Annotated in this window: 18 protein-coding genes; 8 read left to right on the forward strand and 10 right to left on the reverse strand. The window is 48.2% G+C overall.

The features are described from left to right. Nucleotides 1-448: 448 nt before the first annotated feature. Nucleotides 449-610, reverse strand: coding sequence for a hypothetical protein (locus AC286M_RS27370; protein WP_488207393.1), 162 nt, complete (start codon nt 608-610; stop codon nt 449-451). 313 nt (nt 611-923) lie between these two features. Between AC286M_RS27370 and AC286M_RS27375 the strand changes: the two genes are divergently transcribed. Further along, a complete protein-coding gene (locus AC286M_RS27375; protein ID WP_488207394.1) occupies nt 924-1,766 on the forward strand; it encodes a pentapeptide repeat-containing protein in 843 nt (280 codons plus the stop codon). A 381-nt stretch (nt 1,767-2,147) separates the two neighbouring features. On the opposite strand, the gene AC286M_RS27380 is transcribed toward AC286M_RS27375, so the two are convergent. Both AC286M_RS27380 and AC286M_RS27385 read right to left on the reverse strand, forming a co-directional pair. Then, the gene (locus AC286M_RS27380; RefSeq protein WP_488207395.1) at nt 2,148-2,498 is read right to left on the reverse strand and encodes a hypothetical protein; all 351 of its coding nucleotides are present in this window, start codon (nt 2,496-2,498) and stop codon (nt 2,148-2,150) included. After that, a complete protein-coding gene (locus AC286M_RS27385; RefSeq protein ID WP_488207396.1) occupies nt 2,482-2,790 on the reverse strand; it encodes a hypothetical protein in 309 nt (102 codons plus the stop codon). The genes AC286M_RS27380 and AC286M_RS27385 overlap by 17 nt, the downstream gene beginning before the upstream one ends. A 427-nt stretch (nt 2,791-3,217) precedes the next feature. Between AC286M_RS27385 and AC286M_RS27390 the strand changes: the two genes are divergently transcribed. Beyond that, entirely contained in the window at nt 3,218-3,502 is a 285-nt protein-coding gene (locus tag AC286M_RS27390) for a hypothetical protein (protein ID WP_488207397.1), read from the forward strand. 201 nt (nt 3,503-3,703) lie between these two features. Next, on the forward strand, nt 3,704-4,675 hold the full coding sequence (locus AC286M_RS27395) for a CHAD domain-containing protein (RefSeq protein WP_488207398.1): 972 nt from the start codon (nt 3,704-3,706) through the stop codon (nt 4,673-4,675). A 27-nt stretch (nt 4,676-4,702) separates the two neighbouring features. Here the strand turns inward: AC286M_RS27395 and murG are convergent, their stop codons facing one another. Beyond that, nucleotides 4,703-5,797: an undecaprenyldiphospho-muramoylpentapeptide beta-N-acetylglucosaminyltransferase gene (gene murG, locus AC286M_RS27400; protein ID WP_488207399.1), complete on the reverse strand. Its 1,095-nt coding sequence runs from the start codon at nt 5,795-5,797 to the stop codon at nt 4,703-4,705. A gap of 252 nt (nt 5,798-6,049) precedes the next feature. Here murG and AC286M_RS27405 point away from each other — a divergent pair, with 252 nt between their 5' ends. Then, nucleotides 6,050-6,970: a nuclear transport factor 2 family protein gene (locus tag AC286M_RS27405; RefSeq protein ID WP_488207400.1), complete on the forward strand. Its 921-nt coding sequence runs from the start codon at nt 6,050-6,052 to the stop codon at nt 6,968-6,970. Between the two features lie 62 nt (nt 6,971-7,032). Here AC286M_RS27405 and AC286M_RS27410 read toward each other — a convergent pair whose 3' ends face one another. The 3 genes from AC286M_RS27410 to AC286M_RS27420 all read right to left on the reverse strand — a co-directional run bounded on the left by AC286M_RS27410 (nt 7,033) and on the right by AC286M_RS27420 (nt 10,466). Next, nucleotides 7,033-8,127, reverse strand: a complete 1,095-nt coding sequence (locus tag AC286M_RS27410) for a sensor histidine kinase (RefSeq protein ID WP_488207401.1) — start codon at nt 8,125-8,127, stop codon at nt 7,033-7,035. Next, on the reverse strand, nt 8,124-8,849 hold the full coding sequence (locus tag AC286M_RS27415; RefSeq protein WP_488207402.1) for a response regulator: 726 nt from the start codon (nt 8,847-8,849) through the stop codon (nt 8,124-8,126). Before AC286M_RS27415 ends, AC286M_RS27410 begins: the two co-directional genes overlap by 4 nt. Nucleotides 8,850-9,101: 252 nt before the next feature. Next, nucleotides 9,102-10,466 carry an FAD-binding oxidoreductase gene (locus AC286M_RS27420; RefSeq protein ID WP_488207403.1) on the reverse strand — a complete coding sequence of 455 codons (1,365 nt, stop codon included), beginning with the start codon at nt 10,464-10,466 and terminating at the stop codon, nt 9,102-9,104. Nucleotides 10,467-10,709: 243 nt separating this feature from the next. Here AC286M_RS27420 and AC286M_RS27425 point away from each other — a divergent pair, with 243 nt between their 5' ends. From AC286M_RS27425 to AC286M_RS27440, 4 genes are all read left to right on the forward strand, one after another. Beyond that, the gene (locus tag AC286M_RS27425) at nt 10,710-11,444 is read left to right on the forward strand and encodes a phosphatase PAP2 family protein (protein WP_488207404.1); all 735 of its coding nucleotides are present in this window, start codon (nt 10,710-10,712) and stop codon (nt 11,442-11,444) included. 266 nt (nt 11,445-11,710) lie between these two features. Continuing rightward, nucleotides 11,711-12,310, forward strand: a complete 600-nt coding sequence (locus AC286M_RS27430; RefSeq protein WP_488207405.1) for a biotin transporter BioY — start codon at nt 11,711-11,713, stop codon at nt 12,308-12,310. Nucleotides 12,311-12,366: 56 nt separating this feature from the next. Then, nucleotides 12,367-12,861: a signal peptidase II gene (gene lspA, locus AC286M_RS27435; protein WP_488207406.1), complete on the forward strand. Its 495-nt coding sequence runs from the start codon at nt 12,367-12,369 to the stop codon at nt 12,859-12,861. A gap of 102 nt (nt 12,862-12,963) precedes the next feature. Beyond that, nucleotides 12,964-13,635, forward strand: a complete 672-nt coding sequence (locus AC286M_RS27440; RefSeq protein ID WP_488207407.1) for a GIY-YIG nuclease family protein — start codon at nt 12,964-12,966, stop codon at nt 13,633-13,635. Nucleotides 13,636-13,723: 88 nt separating this feature from the next. Here the strand turns inward: AC286M_RS27440 and AC286M_RS27445 are convergent, their stop codons facing one another. The 3 genes from AC286M_RS27445 to AC286M_RS27455 all read right to left on the reverse strand — a co-directional run bounded on the left by AC286M_RS27445 (nt 13,724) and on the right by AC286M_RS27455 (nt 17,100). After that, nucleotides 13,724-14,236, reverse strand: a complete 513-nt coding sequence (locus tag AC286M_RS27445; RefSeq protein WP_488207408.1) for a L,D-transpeptidase — start codon at nt 14,234-14,236, stop codon at nt 13,724-13,726. Between the two features lie 194 nt (nt 14,237-14,430). Beyond that, on the reverse strand, nt 14,431-16,161 hold the full coding sequence (locus AC286M_RS27450; RefSeq protein ID WP_488207409.1) for a CHASE2 domain-containing protein: 1,731 nt from the start codon (nt 16,159-16,161) through the stop codon (nt 14,431-14,433). Nucleotides 16,162-16,353: 192 nt separating this feature from the next. Continuing rightward, nucleotides 16,354-17,100, reverse strand: a complete 747-nt coding sequence (locus AC286M_RS27455; RefSeq protein WP_488207410.1) for a DUF928 domain-containing protein — start codon at nt 17,098-17,100, stop codon at nt 16,354-16,356. Between the last annotated feature and the right edge of the window lie 401 nt (nt 17,101-17,501).

A 17,501-nucleotide genomic window follows, 5' to 3' on the forward strand; every position in this document is an offset into this window, starting at 1 on the left:
CAGCGGAGATTGTTGTTTCTCACGATTTTTACATATATCTACATTACGTTACATAAATTAACACGAAAGCGGACTCATGTCCAACTCCCTCAAGCCATTGAATATGTGTTCAGCTTGTAAATAACCCACAAACCAACAGAGAGGCGCGATCGCACTTCTCTATCCCTAGCCTCTAAACCTGCGATCGCACTTTTTCCGGCAATCCCGCAGATCAATACTGCGATCGCACTTCTCTATCTCCAACCTCTGAACCTGCGATCGCACTTCTTCTGCAATCCCACAGATCAATACTGCGATCGCACTATAGAACGCTATCTTGGCTTGGTTGAAATGCTGTGAACTGCTCTTGAGTTAAGCTTTGCTGTGGCGGAATAAGGATTAGCGGCTCAGCAATGAGCAGTTGCTGGTTTTACTTATAGGTTGAGGCCAAACCCATAAGCGTCAGTGGCTAAGCAATAAGCGTCTTGAGGTTTTGCTTATACGTTAGCGCTAAATCGATAAGCATTTGCTGCTGGGCAATAAGCAGTTGCTGATTTTGCTTATACGTTAGCGGCAAATCTATAAGCGTTAGCTGTTGTGCAATAAGCAGTTGCTGGTTTTGCTTATACATTAATGTCGAACCTATAAGCGTTAGCGGCAAGTGAGAAAGGCGTTCCTGCTGAAGAATAAGCGATTGCTGCTGGGCAATTAAGGTTAGGCTGTTGTGCGATCGCGCATGGCGAAGGGAAAGTGCGATCGCATCTTTTGATACGTGAGATTTTAGTAGCTATCTTTGTAGGATGGGTTAGCGCTAGCGTAACCCATGCGGTTATTGAGCTTCATGTCTCAAATCAATTTGTAAAAGGTGCGATTCCATCTAATAGAGTGAGAGTTAAGATATAGCAAATTAGATTTAGATACAGAATAAATATTTGAGAGGATGTATGGGAAATCCTGAACACATGAAAATCATCTTAGATGGGGACGTTGATACCTGGAACTCTTGGAGATACAGTAACTTACGTATTCAGCCAGATTTGACTCGTATTAATTTAAGTGGCAGAGATTTATCAAAAATTGACTTCAGAGGAGTAGGCTTGTTCAAAGCCAATCTCTCAAATTGTAATCTATGTGGAGCTATCCTACGGCAAGCAATAGCAATTAAAACTGATTTTGAAAATTCAAATTTATCTGGTGCACATATTTATGGAATCTCAGCATGGGACAATCAAACTAATGGAGCTATACAAAAAGACTTAGTTATTACTGAGCCAAACCAGCCTCTGATAACTGTTGACAGCATTCAGATCGCTCAATTTATACATCTTCTTATAAAGAATAAGAATATTAGAGATGCTATTGAAACTATTGGGAAAAAAGCCGTACTGATTTTAGGTCGGTTTACTTCTGAAAGGAAAGAAATATTAGATGCAATAAAGAATGAGTTAAGAAAAAGAAACTATATTCCAATCTTGTTCGATTTTGATGTTCCTGGGAATAGAAGTATAACGGAAACTGTTGTTACATTAGCTCATTTGTCGAGATTTATAGTTGCCGATATAACTGATGCTAAAGCAATTCCACATGAGCTGGCTTTTATTGTTCCCTCTCTTCCCTCCGTCAAAGTAAAACCCATCATACTCAGCTCTCAGAGGAAGTATGGAATGTTTGAGCATTTTGAAAAATATCCCTGGGTATTGCCGCTGGAAACATATAGCTCTAAAGAAGACATAATCAATAATATTGACTCAAAAATCATTATTCCGTTAGAGAGTGTAGCTGAATAAGCTAATAGACAATTAAAACGAACCAAAACTGTTAGTAGGTTTTATCGTCTAACTTTCAACATTATTCTTTGACAGAAATATTCTGTTTCTTCCGAATGGGTTAGCGTTGGCATAATTCATATGGTTATTACATTTCAAGCTTTAACTTAATTCACAAGAACTGCGATTATATGAAAGTCTTTTGTTCGCACTGACACTATATATCGTGTCCAATATTTTTTCTTAAAGCAGTTTGCAACTTTAGGATTAAATCATCCAATACAGGTCTTGACAAGATGACAAATTTGAGTAAATCTCGCGGGGCGCTCAAATTCCTATCCCCGCCGCAAGCGGACGGGGCATTACGGAATTTGCCCTTCGGGACGCACTCCCGCGCTACCACTAACGTGGCAAGCCACGGGGAATTAGACCCACAGAGATTAAAGGGATGAAAACAATAGTAAAGGATGGAATTACAAAGGCTACTAGTGAACCAATAAAAAAAAGATATTTAACTAAGCCAAAAAGATTAGTATCAACACTTATTAAACTCGCAGTATTACCAAAGAAAAAACTGGATATGTACTGCCCAAAGCTTGCTATACCGATCACGTATAAAAATAATTGGCAAGCAAACAATATTTCTCGCTCAAAATTTCTTACGATTCTCCAAGTTGTTTTTTCTGGTTCGAGTTGAATTAAAATTTTTGCATCTCTTTCATCTTCCCCCTTTGTTTCAGTATCTGATAGCAAGCCTCTGGTTTTTTTTTATTTTTTCATCCAATAATGCCATAGCAATTTTGATGAAAAGGGACATAGAATTTTCTCTAAATAGAGTTATCTGGCTCATAAATCCAAGCGCAATAGCACCAAATATTGAACGCATTGATGTTTGAATAAACCCTATATCAATTTCATTAAAAGTGTTATTTCTTAATCTTATTTGAATTAGAGCGGTTAGGGTAAAAGCAAGAGTTGCTACTGAAATATTGGTAATCCAATTAATATTTTTAATATATAGTTCTTGCTCCTGCTCAAAAAGCATATTTAGATCTTTGCTAGCTTTGAGAAATGAACGTAATTTTAATTCGTTCTTGTAATATTTCGTGCCCATTTTTCTATTCCATACCAATATTGTGTTTGATACAATCCCCAAATTTATGGTTAGTTGAAGAACGAAGTCTAACAGCCTCTTTTCCAATCTGAGAATCTGCCATTACACCTGTATTAACTCCAAAAGCCAAATCCCGTACTGTGAAACGTTAAGTTGCGATCGCAACTGGATACCAAAAATCTAGTCAGCGCTACCCAGAGTTGCGGCAACAACCCTGGATAGCTAACCCCCGGTTGAGCATGGCAACGCGGAGGCTTGAGGGATCATACCCTAGAGCCACCCTGCATTGCACTTCAGGATTGCGGGGTGGCTAGGTTTTTGGCTTTCCTCTCGAAAGTCAAAAACACAAGGAAACACAATGACATACCTCTTTCTCGGTGCTGCCTCTGACGCAGCGCCACAACCCGCTGCGACCATTCCCAGTCAACCAGCTCGCGATGGTCGCCATCCCCTGCGGATTATCCTGCTCGGCACCCGTCCCGACATCATCATCACCATCAAAAACCTGCATCGGCGCGGCTTTGCTGAAGCAAACGAATGGAGCCAGCCCATCCCCTGCCCCAGTGCCGGAGACGTAGCGCGCATCCTCGCCCAGCGCCATCCCGACGACCAAATCAGCATCCTCACCCGCCATCTCAGCTAATCGGTTGAAGTTGAGATATCCCAGAAACCGGGTTTCTTGTTTCGCGTATTTTGTATAACCAAATACTTGCGACAGAAGCTCGGTTTCTAGATCTAGATAGAGAAGCATTTCCACCACCTGATGGAGTGCGATCGCATCCTGAATTTTTTAGAGTTTAAGAATAGAAACATTGCCCCAATACAAGTTACAGATACAAAGTTAATGTCCTATCGATTTAAAAAGCAGGAAGCCGTTCCAGTTGGTATTAAACGCATCGCTGACGAACAAATTGAGTCGTCCATTCATCAGCTCACGCGCAGTATCAAAGCCAATCGAGATGAAGCCATTCACAGCGCTCGCAAACACTTCAAAAAACTGCGAGCACTCGTTCGATTACTGCGGGATGATGTTGGCCACGATGCCTACAAGCAAGAAAACGTCTGCTTCCGCGATGCGGGTCGCGAACTGTCTGACGTGCGTGATGCCCAAGTGCGCGTCGAAACCCTCGACGACCTGCTCGATCACTATCAGGACACGATCAAACCCAAGCAGTTTGATCAGATTCGCCAAGTTCTCGTCGATGCCTACGAGACGGCCCGCAAATCCGCAGCGCCCAATAAAAAAGAACTTGCCGACATCGTGTCCGATCTAGAAGCCGCCCAAGCCCGGATTCAAGCCTGGGGCATCAACGACGAATGGGTCGCGCTTCAGGGCGGACTGCACCGAGTTTATAAGCGAGGCTATCAAGACTTCTTCCAGGCGTGCGAACAGCCCACTCCCGAGAATCTACACGAATGGCGCAAGCGGGTGAAATACCTCTGGTACCACCTGCGAATTCTGTCCCCGATGTGGCCCAAGCCGCTGAAGGTACTGAAAAAGCAGACCAAGAAACTGGCTGACCTGCTGGGTGATGATCACGACCTTGCCGTGCTGCGGACATTTATTAGCGATGACCCAGAAGCGTTTGCCGATGACGATCAGCTCGGCGTCCTGCTGGCCCTGATTCAGCGGCGACAGATTGAATTACAGACCAAGGCTCGGTTCTTGGGTCAACGGATCTACGCAGAAAAGCCTAAAGCATTTGTTAAACGGATGGGCAGTTACTGGCAGGCATGGCAAACCGAGATGGCGCAGCCGCCCGTACCGATGTCTGAATCATCCGGTCGCAACACATTTGAATTCACCAATGTTTAACGACCCTGTCAGTGGATGATGCCTACCCTATTTTTTGAGAGTCGGCTTTGGAATCAGTTGGGCCACAAGATCGGCAAGCTGTTCGGCGCTGTCGTTAATCGCCAACCGAGCAGCTGCCGCTTTCATAGCCTCTAAGCGCTCAGGCGATTCCAGCAGGCTAATCACCTTTTCTTGCAGGATATCTGCTGTCAGTTCCGACTGACGACACACTTGGGCGGCTCCTGCCGCTGCAAAGATAGCCGCATTGTAGGCTTGATGATCTTCTGCTGCAAAGGGGTAAGGAATCAAAATAGACGGTGTGTGGCTGATTGCCAGCTCCGTCAGCGTCCCCGCCCCAGCGCGACTCACCGCTAAATCCGCACGGCTCAGCAATTCGGCCATGTGGTCGTAGAACGGCAGGGCAATGTACTGAGGATGACTGAGACTGTCGGCCTCCGGATCATTACTGCCCGTGAGATGAACAATCCAGGCTCCGGCCTTAAACCAAGCAGGGGCACATTCGCGCACCAAGTGATTCACCGCGACTGCCCCCTGACTGCCACCAATAACGACAATTAGCGGCACATCGTCTGGGATTTCTAAACTGGGCGGTGCAGACTTAGACGCGACCAGCCGAAGAAACTGCGATCGCACGGGCGTACCGACACAAATTGATTTTGCTTTGGGTAAATATTGAGCAGCTGCTTCAAAGCCCAGCGCCACGCTGCTGCACATGGGGCTGAGCCAGCGGGTTACTTTTCCCGGCAGCGCATTGGACTCATGCAGAATAGTCGGCAGTCCCTGCATTTTCGCGGCAATAATAGCGGGTGCCGCAATATATCCCCCGGTCGTAAATACACCGTCAAACTGCCCCTGGTGCAGAATGTGGCGCACCTGCTGAATAGAACGCAGGAAGCGCAGGAAGGAACGAGCGGTACGTAAACCCAACCGCCCCTGTAATCCCTCTACTGCAATCGTGTGCAGGGGATACTGGTCTGGAACCAAAACCGTTTCCAGGCGGTCTGGTACTCCCAACCACTCAATTGAATACTGGGGGAGCCGTTCAGCGGTTGCGATCGCAGGAAACAGATGTCCTCCGGTGCCGCTTGCGGCAATTAACAAACGGGGGGCAGACGTGCTCAATACTCCAGGTTCTCCAAACACAAATTCGCTAATAAGTAGGTTGCCATAAATAAACCCATCTAAAAACCGGGGTAACGCTCCGGAGGGGCGCTCCTCCGGTTTTTAAGATATGCATTTATTTATGTGCAGCTACTTATTCACAGATTAACTTATGATCTACCTGAGGACGTACCCTGGCGACAAACGCTAAAGTAGTGTCAAGATTTCCAACTGTCCAACCCAACTGTCCAACCTATACGTCTAGCAACCAATATGCCGACTTTTGAACATCGTCAAATTGCTCATCGTGCCGTCATGCTGGCTTCCTCTCTGCTGATGGGAACAACACTGTGGTTGGGCAGCAGTGAGCTATCCGCTCAAGCCGCACCGCCAGAATCCGCTCCCGCTGAGTTGACCAGCATTCTCAGTGGCATTGATGCCGCCGCCAGCGAGCGAGACGTACAGGCCATCCTGGAATTCTACAGTCCCACGATTGTCCACTCGGATGGACTGACGCGGGATGATTTAGAGCGGGCCATTACCCAGTTTTGGTTTGAATATCCAGAAGTCAGCTATCAAACCGAGCTGCAGTCTTGGCAGCAAGAGGGCAATGCCATCGTCGCCGACACCCAAACCACCATTACTGGCACCCGCGATGTCAACGGGCGCGCCGTCACGATTGAATCCGTAATCGAATCGCAGCAGCGCTATGAAGGTGGTCAAATCGTGCGGCAAACGATTCTGTCAGAAGATAGCCGTGTCAAAACGGGCGTAAATCCCCCAGAAATCGCCGTGAATCTGCCAGAGCAGGTTGGTCTGGGCCAGGAATTCAACTTTGATGTGATTGTAGAGGAACCTCTGGGCGATCGCTTACTGCTGGGCAGCGCGATGGAAGAACAAATTACGCCAGAAGGCTATTTCAATTCCACTCCGCTGGAACTAGAAGCCTTGACCTCAGGCGGCCTCTTCAAAATTGGGGAGGCTCCCGCCACCTCCGATAATCGCTGGATCTCCGCAGTTCTGATTCGTGAAGACGGCATTATCTCCGTCAGCAGACGGCTCCAGGTGGGCACCCCCAGCGTTAGCCAAACCAACGATGACAGCAGCGTTGAGGCCGTGACCGTCGAGTCGGCTGAACCCGCTGAATCGGCTGAGACTCCTTCAACCACTCGCTTTGAAGAAGTGATTCGCTAATATCCGTTTAATTCAACGAAAGAGGCACGCGAAGCGTGCCTCTTTCGTTGCTTGGGTTCAACCTACTGCGCTAGCGGCAGCGAAAACCGAAACGTGCTGCCCTGTCCCAGCCGACTTTCCACTTGAATCTGTCCACCCTGAAGTTCAACCAAACGGCGGCAGATAGCTAAACCAATTCCCGTACCGCCTGAGTTGCGATCGCGGGATCGATCGGCTCGCCAGAATCGCTCAAAGACGTGGGGCAAGTCATCTTCGGCAATTCCCTGCCCCGTATCTTCCACCGCAATCCACAACAGTTGCTCTTGCGTATAGGCAGTAATGACAATTTGTCCTTCTGATGTGTAGCGGATAGCGTTACCGACTAAATTCACCAAAATCTGTTCAACCCGTTCCGGATCGGCCAGCACCAGCGGTAATTGATCGGGCGCATCCAATACAAGTGAAAGCTGATCGGGATCAAGGACTTGGGTAGAAAATCGCTCGATCATCGCCGCTAGCAGCGGTCGAATATCAAATTGCTTAGTATTGATCGGCAGATAGCCAGCCTCTAGCTTGGACAAATCTTGCAGATCGTTGACCAACCGCCGCAGTCGGCGCGTTTCCCGCGCCAGCCGCAGATAAATATCGGCATCCGTCTCAATGGTGCCGTCGGCCAATCCTTCCAGATAACCTTCCACAATGGTGAGCGGCGTCCGCAGTTCGTGGGTTAAATCGCTGACCAATTCGCGGCGGCGCTGTTCGACGCCCTCCAGTTCGGCAGCCATCCGATTGAAGCTGTTGGCTAAGCGATTTAGCTCAGGGATTTCACTACCCGGCACCCGTTCATGTAAATCACCCGCTGCCAGTTTCTGCGTGCTTTGTTCAATCTGCAACAGCGGCGTAATAATCCGGCGTGACAGCAGGTAGCTCAGTCCACCAGCGGTCGCACCACCGACCAGAACCGATACCAACATGCCCTCTGTCCAGGCGCGATTGAACTCCTGCACCAGCCGGGTTTGGCTTTGCCGCACGGTGAAGGGGCCAATGATTTGCTTGACGTTCACAATAAACAGACGGGGCGCGTAAATGCGGCCAATGGTGGCCAGCGCGATCATGCCGACAGCCATGACGACCAAGTGAGAAAGCAAAAAGCGCGATCGCAGATTGAGTTTGCTCATGCCGCCTCATCGGGTTCATCTTCAAACTTATAGCCGACACCAATCACCGTTTTAATAAACATGGGATTGCTGGGATCAGGCTCAATTTTTTTACGCAGCCGCGCCACATGCGTATCCACCACCCGCTCATCGCCAAAGAAATCGCCGCCCCACAGCTTATCGATCAGTTGCGATCGGTTCCAGACGCGGCTGGGATAGCTAAGAAAGGTTGCGAGCAGATTAAACTCTAGCGCCGTCAAATCCAGTTGCTCCGCCTTACCATCCATCTGCCGCTGAGCCACCCGCTGCTCCACATCGACGCTAAAGTGCGGCGTTTGGTAGGTAAACTGCTGCTCACCGCCACCGCCACCCTGACGCAGCGATCGCCGCAGGAGTGCCCGCACTCGCGCCACTAGCTCGCGAGGACTAAAGGGCTTGACGACATAATCATCTGCTCCGGTGGACAGGCCAATAATTCGGTCAATTTCCTCTCCCTTAGCCGTCAGCATCATGATGTAGGGATCTTTGCTGCCGGGCTGCTGCCGAATCCGAGCGCAAACCTCTAGACCGTCGAGCGTCGGAATCATCAAGTCTAAGATGATTAGATCCGGTTGCCACTCTTCAAACACACGAACCGCCTCTGCACCATCGCGACAGATTTGACAGTTAAATCCTTCTTTTTCGAGATAAAGCTTGATCAACTGAGCGATTTCGGCTTCGTCTTCTACGATCAGGATGTTCATGGGAAAGGGCTGTAGAGGGGGTTAGGGGCTATGCAGGGAGTTAAGGGAATGGGGGAATGGGGGAGAAAGAGGGCAAGGGAGCTTTGTGGGGTGCTGGCTATATAACCCTATAGCTACGCTAAAGCGAAGCGTAGCGCACTATTTAGGGTCTTGTTTTTGGGGCAAAATCAGGTGTGAACATCCAGAAAATTCAACTGCGATACGTCCTAAGGTGACATCCGTTTCCAGTGTAGCGAGTTCTCATGGAACGGCTTATCTGGCAGAGGGTTGGGTGAACATGCGACCGGGGCTGAGGCGCTGATCGGGGTCGAACTGGTGGCTGATGCCCTGCATAAGCGAGAGAGCATTGCCAGTGTAGCCCCAGATGTCGATGGCAGACTTGATACTGGGTGGAGCTTCCAAAATCGTGAGATAGCCGCTGGCCGATTCGCAGTGCGATCGCACATTCTTCAGCAGTTCAATCATGGACTTTTCAGTATCGGCAGACATCGCAAACTGTAGCGTGCCGATGCCGCTGCTGGCGTGGATGCGACCCCAGTAGGGTTGCTCAGTCCAGGTGTTTAGCTGCTGGAGAAGCGACATGATGGCGGATGGCAGTAGGCCAATTTTGCAGGTGCAGTGATCGGTCAGATCAGAATCTGTGGGCCATAGCTGAGCTTGAATACCGTCCCACAAATCCGTTTCGGCCTCATCGGTAATCAAATGAGTCTTGATGCCCATTTCGCTGCTCAGCTTCAAAATGCGATCGCACTGTTCAGTAATACTTTCGGGAATGCTCTGGAAGCGAATTGCCAGTCCTGGATTGTCATCTAAATCCAACGATTGCATAAACTGCGTTGACAACCAGTCGAACATCGTAGGAGTCAGTACCGAAGCTCGAATTTCGGATGCAGCTTGGGCGAGCGCATCTAGTTTCCCCGCCAGCACCACCGTCGCTGAATCGTCTAGCCAGGGATAGGTGCGAAACGTCAACTCGCTCAGGATGCCCAACGTACCGTAGGAACCCGTCATCAGCTTCATCAGGTCGTAGCCAGCAACATTTTTGACAACCTTACCGCCAGCTTTGGCAGTCTGGCCGTCGTATCGCACCAGAGAAATCCCAATCAGCAGATCCCGCACGCCGCCGTAGCGCTGCCGCCAGGAGCCCGCATCGGCTGTAGCAACAATACCGCCGACGGTAGCCTGCTCTGAATAGGCTGGATCAAGGGGCAGAAACTGATTGGCCTGTCGCAATGTGTTCTGCAATGCTGCAAAGGGGACACCTGCCTGTACCGTAACGGTTAGATCACCCACAGCGTGCTGCACGATTTGATTCAGACGTTCGGTGCTGATCACTACATCGACTGCCCGAACTTGACCACCCCACGTGAGCTTACTGCCGTGTCCACAGGCCATCACTCGCCAGTTTTCGCTGTGAGCACAGCGCATCACTTCGACCAGGCTGTCAATATCGGCTGGAAAGACGAGACAAGGAGGTTGAGCAGACTGGGTGAAACGTGCGTTCGGCTTTGCCGTCTCGTAGAGAATCGCTGTTTGCCAGCGTGAAGTCTGCTGCTCGGCGGTTTGTACAGCTTCTGCACCAACGATAGATTCTAAAACTGAAGCGATATCGCTCATTATGACTGAAATACCATTACCCACGCATTTCATTAGACTTTATCGGAAATTGTTTTGTAGCGCGGCTGAGCCGCGCTACAAAACAATTTCCAACCCCAAAAACTTTATTTCCAATAAAGTCTAGTGTATAGCAGGAACGAATGGGGGTGAAAGCCGTATCATATCCGCCGCTGGATACTATCAGTCTAGGTTGCCACAGTGATATTATCGCGGCATTTATTTGGGTAGAGAAAAGCTTTCACTATGGCGCGATGGGTAACTGGAACAGCGATTCGGCACGTTTGGTATCGATTTTGGCAGGATGCCCGCCAATTACCCTCATCAGCCTGGAGACGCTGGGGCAAGACGCTGGCGATCAGTCTCGGCATTTGCGCCATTTGGACATTTTGCGTCATGGCCTACGCTAAGTCCGTGCAGGATCAGTGGCTGCAAGCTTGGGATACCCAGATGCTGCCTGTCATCGTCGAGCAGCTACCGCTCAGTTTCGCGCAGGGCATTACCTGGGAATCCTTTGGCAATCTGATGGTGATGCTGCCGACGGTGACAGTATTTACTGTCATTATGGTGCTGCGATCGCAACCCATCCTAGCGGCCAGTATGGTGGCTGCCTACGGTCTGCAGTTTGCCCTCGTGTGGATTAGCTGGGGTCTGTGGAGCCGCGACCGTCCTGACCTGATTGCTGATGGCATCGCGGCACCGGGCTTACACGCATTTCCCTCCGGACACGCCACGGTGATCACCGTCGTTTATGGGCTGATGGTCTATCTCTGGCTGCGGGCCTCCCATAGCTGGGTAGAACGATGCGTCATTATTGCGATCGCAGTTTTATTCGTTGGTTTAGTCAGTGGGGCTCGCTTAGCGCTCGGTGCCCACTGGCCAAGCGATGTCCTGGCTGGCTGGCTGATTGGTATCCCCTGGCTTCTCGGCGTGATTGCGGCCACTGTACGTGCAGAATCTGCAATTAAAAAAACTTTTTGATTTCGGTGCCGAGAGAACCTAGGCGGCTCCGACTACTCCTGTTGCCTTCGTAGGAAAACTCAAATTTTCCAGTAGAATGCCATAACGACAATTCCCAGTTCGTTAACTGGTAGTTCACCGATCAAGCCCGCCTATAAGAATCCGATTTATTTTGGGTGAAAGGCTGGCTAAGCCAGCCTTTCACCCAAAATAAATCATGGGTTTTCAAGCAGACTTTAATATCATTCACACCACCCGATCTAGTTGAGCGATAACGTGCAAACACTGTGATTTCTTTGACAGACCTAATTTGGGCGCTCGTGGGCCTCTTTCTCACAATTGGCGGAACGCTGATTGAGGCATTCACGACCAGTGTGCCTTGGCAATGGGGAGAAACAGGCGTAGAGTTTCAATCCCTCGGCGTCAGCTTCCAGATTGGAGCCGTCCTGTTAGTTGGCTGCCTGGGTGGCAAAAATGCTGCGGCTATGTCCCAAATTGCCTATCTGGCCCTTGGGATTGTTTGGTTTGACATCTTCCAATTTCAAATTTTTGATCAGGGCGGCGGCTTAAGCTATATTCAGCAGCCCACCTTTGGCTATTTACTCGGCTTCATTCCAGGCGCATGGATCTGTGGTTATTTTGCCTTTCAGGAGCGCCCCAAGCTGGAAATTCTAGGTTTCAGCTGCCTGATGGGACTACTCGCCATTCATGCTGTTGGGCTGGTGTATCTTAGTGCAGCCTACTTGATTGGCTGGGTTGATACATCCCTACTCTCCTATGGACAAGCAATTTGGGCCTATTCGATCTATCGCATACCTGGTCATTTAGTGATGGCCTGTATCATTACTGTCCTATCCTTTTCATTGCGCCGATTAATGTTTTATTGAAGCCTGAAATTCAGGAATCCTGTCATAATCATTGGGGTGACGTACCAAAACGCTGTATGACTATTCGCAACCGCCTATTTTGGCTCATTGCTTTTCTGGCCCTTATTATTGATCAGCTCACAAAATGGTGGGTTGTTAGTAACTTTAATCTCACTACACCGCCTGAGAGTCTGCCGATCATTCCCGGTGTGTTTCACTTTACTTATGTCACCAATTCCGGCGCAGCGTTCAGCTTGTTCAGCGAAAATGGTGCATGGTTGCGCTGGCTGTCACTTGCGGTCAGCTTCGGGTTGATGGCCTTAGCTTGGTTTGGGCCAGTGCAAAATAAGTGGGAGCAGTTCGGTTACGGCTGCATTTTGGGCGGTGCGCTAGGTAATGGTATTGATCGCTTTGCCGCCGGGGAAGTCGTTGATTTCTTGGATTTTCGGCTGATCCGCTTTCCGGTGTTTAATATGGCTGATGTCTTTATCAATATTGGGATTATTTGCTTACTGATTGCGGCATTTCGTCATCCTGATGGGAACCAGCCCAAAGAAAACTCCAACAGTTAGCGATCCTGGACTAGCTACACCGCTATATTTAGCGGTTTTTTAGATCTAAAACCGCTACTGCTTGTTAAAGTAGAGGCTTGACGGATTCCAACAGGTATTACTGTGACTGAGCAGCGCTCCCTCTTTTCTGTAGCGGAAGAACGCCAACTCTACAGCTATCGCTGTACGGACGTTCAAATCAGTCCCAAAATGCTGCAGGACTGGAAGCAGCGAGTCTATCGATTTCAGCAGAATGTGCTGGCTGAGCAGCAAGTTCCCTGCCAAGGCTCACTGTTTACTGCGGCTGAGTCGGCTGGGACGTATGCAGTAGATGCGGTAGATGCGATCGCAACTCCCAATTCAACTTCTGATTCAAGTTCAGACTTAACTTCAGATCCAATTCCAAGTACTGATCTAGATCAGATCGACCCGTTTACGCTCCGGCAGCAAAATACTGAGTTTTGGCGCTGGAAGTTTGACGATGTTGGTGTGGCCGCACTTTATTTTGTGATCGACTACGAAGTGCCAATTCTGCTGTATGTGGGCGAAACGGTTAAGTCGAATCAGCGCTGGAAAGGCGAACATGACTGCAAGCGCTACTTGGTCAACTACCGTCAAACTCACTATCAGTTAGAAATTCCTACAGCGCTAAGTATCGGCTTCTGGCCCCATGCTCCGGCTGAGCGCAAACCGCGCCAGCAGCTCGAATCGGCACTCATCAAAAAATGGCGCAGTCCATTCAATAAAGAAAACTGGACATTTTGGGGCACTCCCTTTGTCGGCGGCAAAGCGTGAATGTCTGCAATCACCACACAATTAATCACATCGTCGCTCACTAAATTAGTGAAGTCCAGTTAAAACCCGATGATTTATAGTGATTTCACTAATTTGTCACGATTACAGGTGTACCGACTGAAGCCCAGTTGAACAGCCATTCCGCATGGTCAACGGCGACATTAGTGCAGCCGTGGCTGATGGGTGTACCAAAGCGGTGATGCCAGTATGCGCCGTGAATCCCATAGTTGCCGGAATAGTACATCGTAAATGGCACGTCGGGAATATCATAATCGGCACCCTGCATCCGCGCGGTGCGATGCTTCGACTGAATTGCAAATACGCCAGTTGGTGTCGGGGTGGATGGCTTACCCGTTGAAACAATAACGGCATAGATGGGTGTGTTGCCTTCCCAAGCAATTAGGCGTTGGCGGGTTGTGTCAATTTGAATCCAGCGCTGCTGACTTTGCTGGAGTTCATTCATCCGAGTTGCGATCGCAGTTGTCTGAGCCGCAGCAGGTAATGTCACTGGCGGTAGCGACACCAGATTGACTGCTCCCGCCATCAGCAAAGCACTGCCGATCTGCACTATTCGATGTAGAGATCGATGTCGATAAAGCATAGTGAACCTCCTAAAACCTGAGGCATCCTGAAAGCGTCTCTATACTTCAATCTACAAATGCAACCTAACAAAAACCGCAGAGTTTCCTCAAAAATCTACATTCTGATAGAAAATCAGGCGTTTCTCGACATGATTTACCACTGGTTATGACGGGCTGGTTGTAACGGAAATGTATATCGTTCTCTAAATTTTCTCTAAATTTCGTATATCACAACGCGATCGCGCCCCTCTTGCTTCGCTTGATAAAGACCTTTATCAGCATAGGAAATCAACGACTCAATCGAACATTGATGTAGGTTAGAAGCACTCACGACTCCACAACTCAAACTAACGTAAGGACTGATCTTTGAGGCTTTATGGGGAATACAAAGCGATTTGACCTGGTGGCACATTCGCTCAGCAACCTGAAGTGCAACATCGGGTTGGATATCTGTTAGGACAACAACAAACTCTTCTCCACCATAGCGGGCCACAAAATCACCTCGACGAATCGCTTGACGCAAGGCCTGAGCCACTTTGGTCAAACAAGCATCTCCTGCCTGATGCCCATAGGTATCGTTATAAAGCTTAAAATAATCTACATCACACAAGATCAGCGACAGATATCGGCTCACTGCTAATTTGTCAGCCAAATATTGATCAAAGCAGCGACGATTGGCAATTTGCGTTAAGGCATCAACATAGGCCAGTTGGTATAGCAAATGGTTATGATACACGACACTAATCGTGGCAGAACCAAACATTGAAAGCAGCGGCGTAATGCTCGAAAACCACCAGCCGAGTTGAAAGAGCAAAAAGTTAATCCCAAATAAACCAAAACTGCCAAATCCTAAAAGAAGAGGAATGCGCTTCAGAATCAAAGAACTACTCGATTGTTCTGGTTTGAGATTAAATGCAACAATTGCAGTCCCTATATTTGCGGCTATTAGAATGAGGAACCACTCCAACCATTCAGGACAGCCAGTTATCCAACTTTGATCGTTTAGGGCAATATCTAATAGCTGCCGAGCCGCATGAGCATGGATAAAAACGCCTGGACTTTGCTGTGCCTGATGATAAGACGGGGCACTGTAAGGGGTTGTAAACAAATCATTGAGACTGGGGGCGGTCACGCCAATGAGAACAATGCGATCGCGAATTTGTTCAGGCGAGACTCGATCCTGCATCACATCTAAAATAGATACCGTTTCAAATACCTGATTCGTAGCACGGTAGCCCAGGAGAATTTGGTATCCCCGAGCATCAATGTTGGTATAGCCGCCGTCGTAAGACTTAAGAGGTTTAAGAACCGTATTTCCCAGCCGTACATGGTACGGTTCATCAATTGAAACCTCTTCAGGTTTAATTCCCTGTTGCTCAAGGTAAATGAGCGCTAAAGCCGCACCAAAACTATATTGGGTCTGCGCCTGTTCATCCATTTGCACGCTTACTAAGCTGCGCCGCACCACGTTATCTACGTCTCTAGGTAAATCTGCGATCGCAACTTGATTCTTCTGCGCCAAAGTCGGCGGTGGCGCAACGGCTATGCCCTCACTGACGGTCTCAACCCCAATCAAATTTGGAGTTGTCTGAAAAACTGTCTCTATTTGCTCTGTTCCAGGAGGAACTGGCAAATCGCGATAGATATCCAAACCAATCGCACTCGGTGCATATGTTGAAATATTTTGAATTGTCTGAGCCAAATCTTCATCCGTTAAAGGCCAGCGCCCCAACTGGGATAGATCCGTCTCACTGATAGTTACAACTAAAAAGCGATGATCAGTCGTATGCTGAAATTGGCTTCTTAAGAAGCGATCGTAAAGCGATAGTTCTAGAGATTGAAAAACACCCAAATGGCCTAAGCCGCCAATTAATGCTGTAGATGTCGCAGTAATCAGTAACAGCGATCGATACTGAAATAAAAATTGGCGGAGCTTAATCCACATTCTCGGTAAGACACATCAATTAGCACAGCACAAACGGTTTCTTAAAGCATTGTCATCAACCTGCTAAGCCAAGAGTTCCCAATCTAGAGTTGAATGCACGGCATTCAAATAAGTCTTTACAGAATGCTGCAAACCCAATAGTCCGAAAAGACTGTCTCTGAATAATTTCTAGACAAAAATAAGAAAATTAGATTAACGTACTCCAGAAGTATCTGATGCTAGCACCGCAGCTACATCACCTAAACCGACCGAATTCAACAGTGCTTCCACGAGAACAGTTTGCTGAGAATCCATAGACGCCTTCAGTGCATCAAACCAAATACCATGTTTGATGTACCAAGCAGCCTGTTCTACAGCAGACATCTGCTCAAGTTGTGTTAAGGTTGCTGCATCAATCGCTACCCGGCGAACTTGTCCCGTGATCACCGGATCGTCTGGACGTAAGGATGTTCCACAAATCAGTGCAATTGACCAGTTGTAGGATGTTCCAATCTCTAGCGCTGGGGCATCATCTGGCATCTGAATCATGATTAGGTCAGAGCCCGGAGTGATTGGAATAATAGTTTGATAATGACTTTCACCACTTTCCTTCTGGAGGCTCAAAAACAGCTGTGTCGCCGAGTTGCCTGAAATATGGGCAAAGTAAGTGGGATGCGCACGAGTTGTTAAATTTTGAGCAGACGAAGCAATAAGTAATTTCACGCTAGTCCCCTCAGCGACTGAACCAGAAGCGCAGACACCATCTCCACGGGATGCGCCACCGCTGGTTCCTCCCGGTGCTCCGGTTTGAGGCGGGGTAAAGCTATTGGCCTGGATAGCCTGAAAAACAGAGTCAGACTGGGCACGAACTGGCAGTGCTACTATGCTACCGAGCAAACCGAGCGATATACAAAATAAGGGAACCCGCTGGCATGACTTAAACAAGAGTGTTTTAGACATAACGATAAAAACTTATTCAAAGACTAATAACCCAACATATGCAGTCACACCCTATACTCAAAGACTACTGACTCTTGGCGGATTCGGCAGTTTTATTTTTTCAAGAATATAAATAGTATACACGGATCCAGAATTAAGAAGCAATTGATACATAAATGTCAAGCAAAGAATTAATATTACCTATTCTTTTTGCGCCATATTTATGAATGCTTTACCCAACATTGACAGGTACTTTATGTAATTTTGGGACAACTCGATTTAGATAAGCATAAAGAATTTATTAGTAAAAAATGAAACCTCTTTTGTCAGATCTTGCACTTAAACATTCCTTTTAGAGGTTTGTCAACGTTGTTTTGATGCGTTTTGAGGGTTGATACGCTGTGCTTTGCGCGGCATACCAA

The sequence above is a fragment of the Thainema salinarum CENA647 genome, from assembly GCF_057732415.1.

Excerpts from the sequence above, each read along its gene's own strand:
- AC286M_RS27370 (WP_488207393.1), bottom strand. The coding sequence starts at position 610 with ATGTATAAGCAAAACCAGCAACTGCTTATTGCACAACAGCTAACGCTT.
- lspA (WP_488207406.1), top strand. The coding sequence starts at position 12,367 with ATGACTATTCGCAACCGCCTATTTTGGCTCATTGCTTTTCTGGCCCTT.
- AC286M_RS27455 (WP_488207410.1), bottom strand. The coding sequence starts at position 17,100 with ATGTCTAAAACACTCTTGTTTAAGTCATGCCAGCGGGTTCCCTTATTT.
- AC286M_RS27420 (WP_488207403.1), bottom strand. The coding sequence starts at position 10,466 with ATGAGCGATATCGCTTCAGTTTTAGAATCTATCGTTGGTGCAGAAGCT.
- AC286M_RS27445 (WP_488207408.1), bottom strand. The coding sequence starts at position 14,236 with ATGCTTTATCGACATCGATCTCTACATCGAATAGTGCAGATCGGCAGT.
- AC286M_RS27415 (WP_488207402.1), bottom strand. The coding sequence starts at position 8,849 with ATGAACATCCTGATCGTAGAAGACGAAGCCGAAATCGCTCAGTTGATC.
- AC286M_RS27385 (WP_488207396.1), bottom strand. The coding sequence starts at position 2,790 with ATGCTTTTTGAGCAGGAGCAAGAACTATATATTAAAAATATTAATTGG.
- AC286M_RS27450 (WP_488207409.1), bottom strand. The coding sequence starts at position 16,161 with ATGTGGATTAAGCTCCGCCAATTTTTATTTCAGTATCGATCGCTGTTA.
- AC286M_RS27425 (WP_488207404.1), top strand. The coding sequence starts at position 10,710 with ATGGCGCGATGGGTAACTGGAACAGCGATTCGGCACGTTTGGTATCGA.
- AC286M_RS27405 (WP_488207400.1), top strand. The coding sequence starts at position 6,050 with ATGCCGACTTTTGAACATCGTCAAATTGCTCATCGTGCCGTCATGCTG.
- AC286M_RS27390 (WP_488207397.1), top strand. The coding sequence starts at position 3,218 with ATGACATACCTCTTTCTCGGTGCTGCCTCTGACGCAGCGCCACAACCC.
- AC286M_RS27395 (WP_488207398.1), top strand. The coding sequence starts at position 3,704 with ATGTCCTATCGATTTAAAAAGCAGGAAGCCGTTCCAGTTGGTATTAAA.
- AC286M_RS27375 (WP_488207394.1), top strand. The coding sequence starts at position 924 with ATGGGAAATCCTGAACACATGAAAATCATCTTAGATGGGGACGTTGAT.
- AC286M_RS27410 (WP_488207401.1), bottom strand. The coding sequence starts at position 8,127 with ATGAGCAAACTCAATCTGCGATCGCGCTTTTTGCTTTCTCACTTGGTC.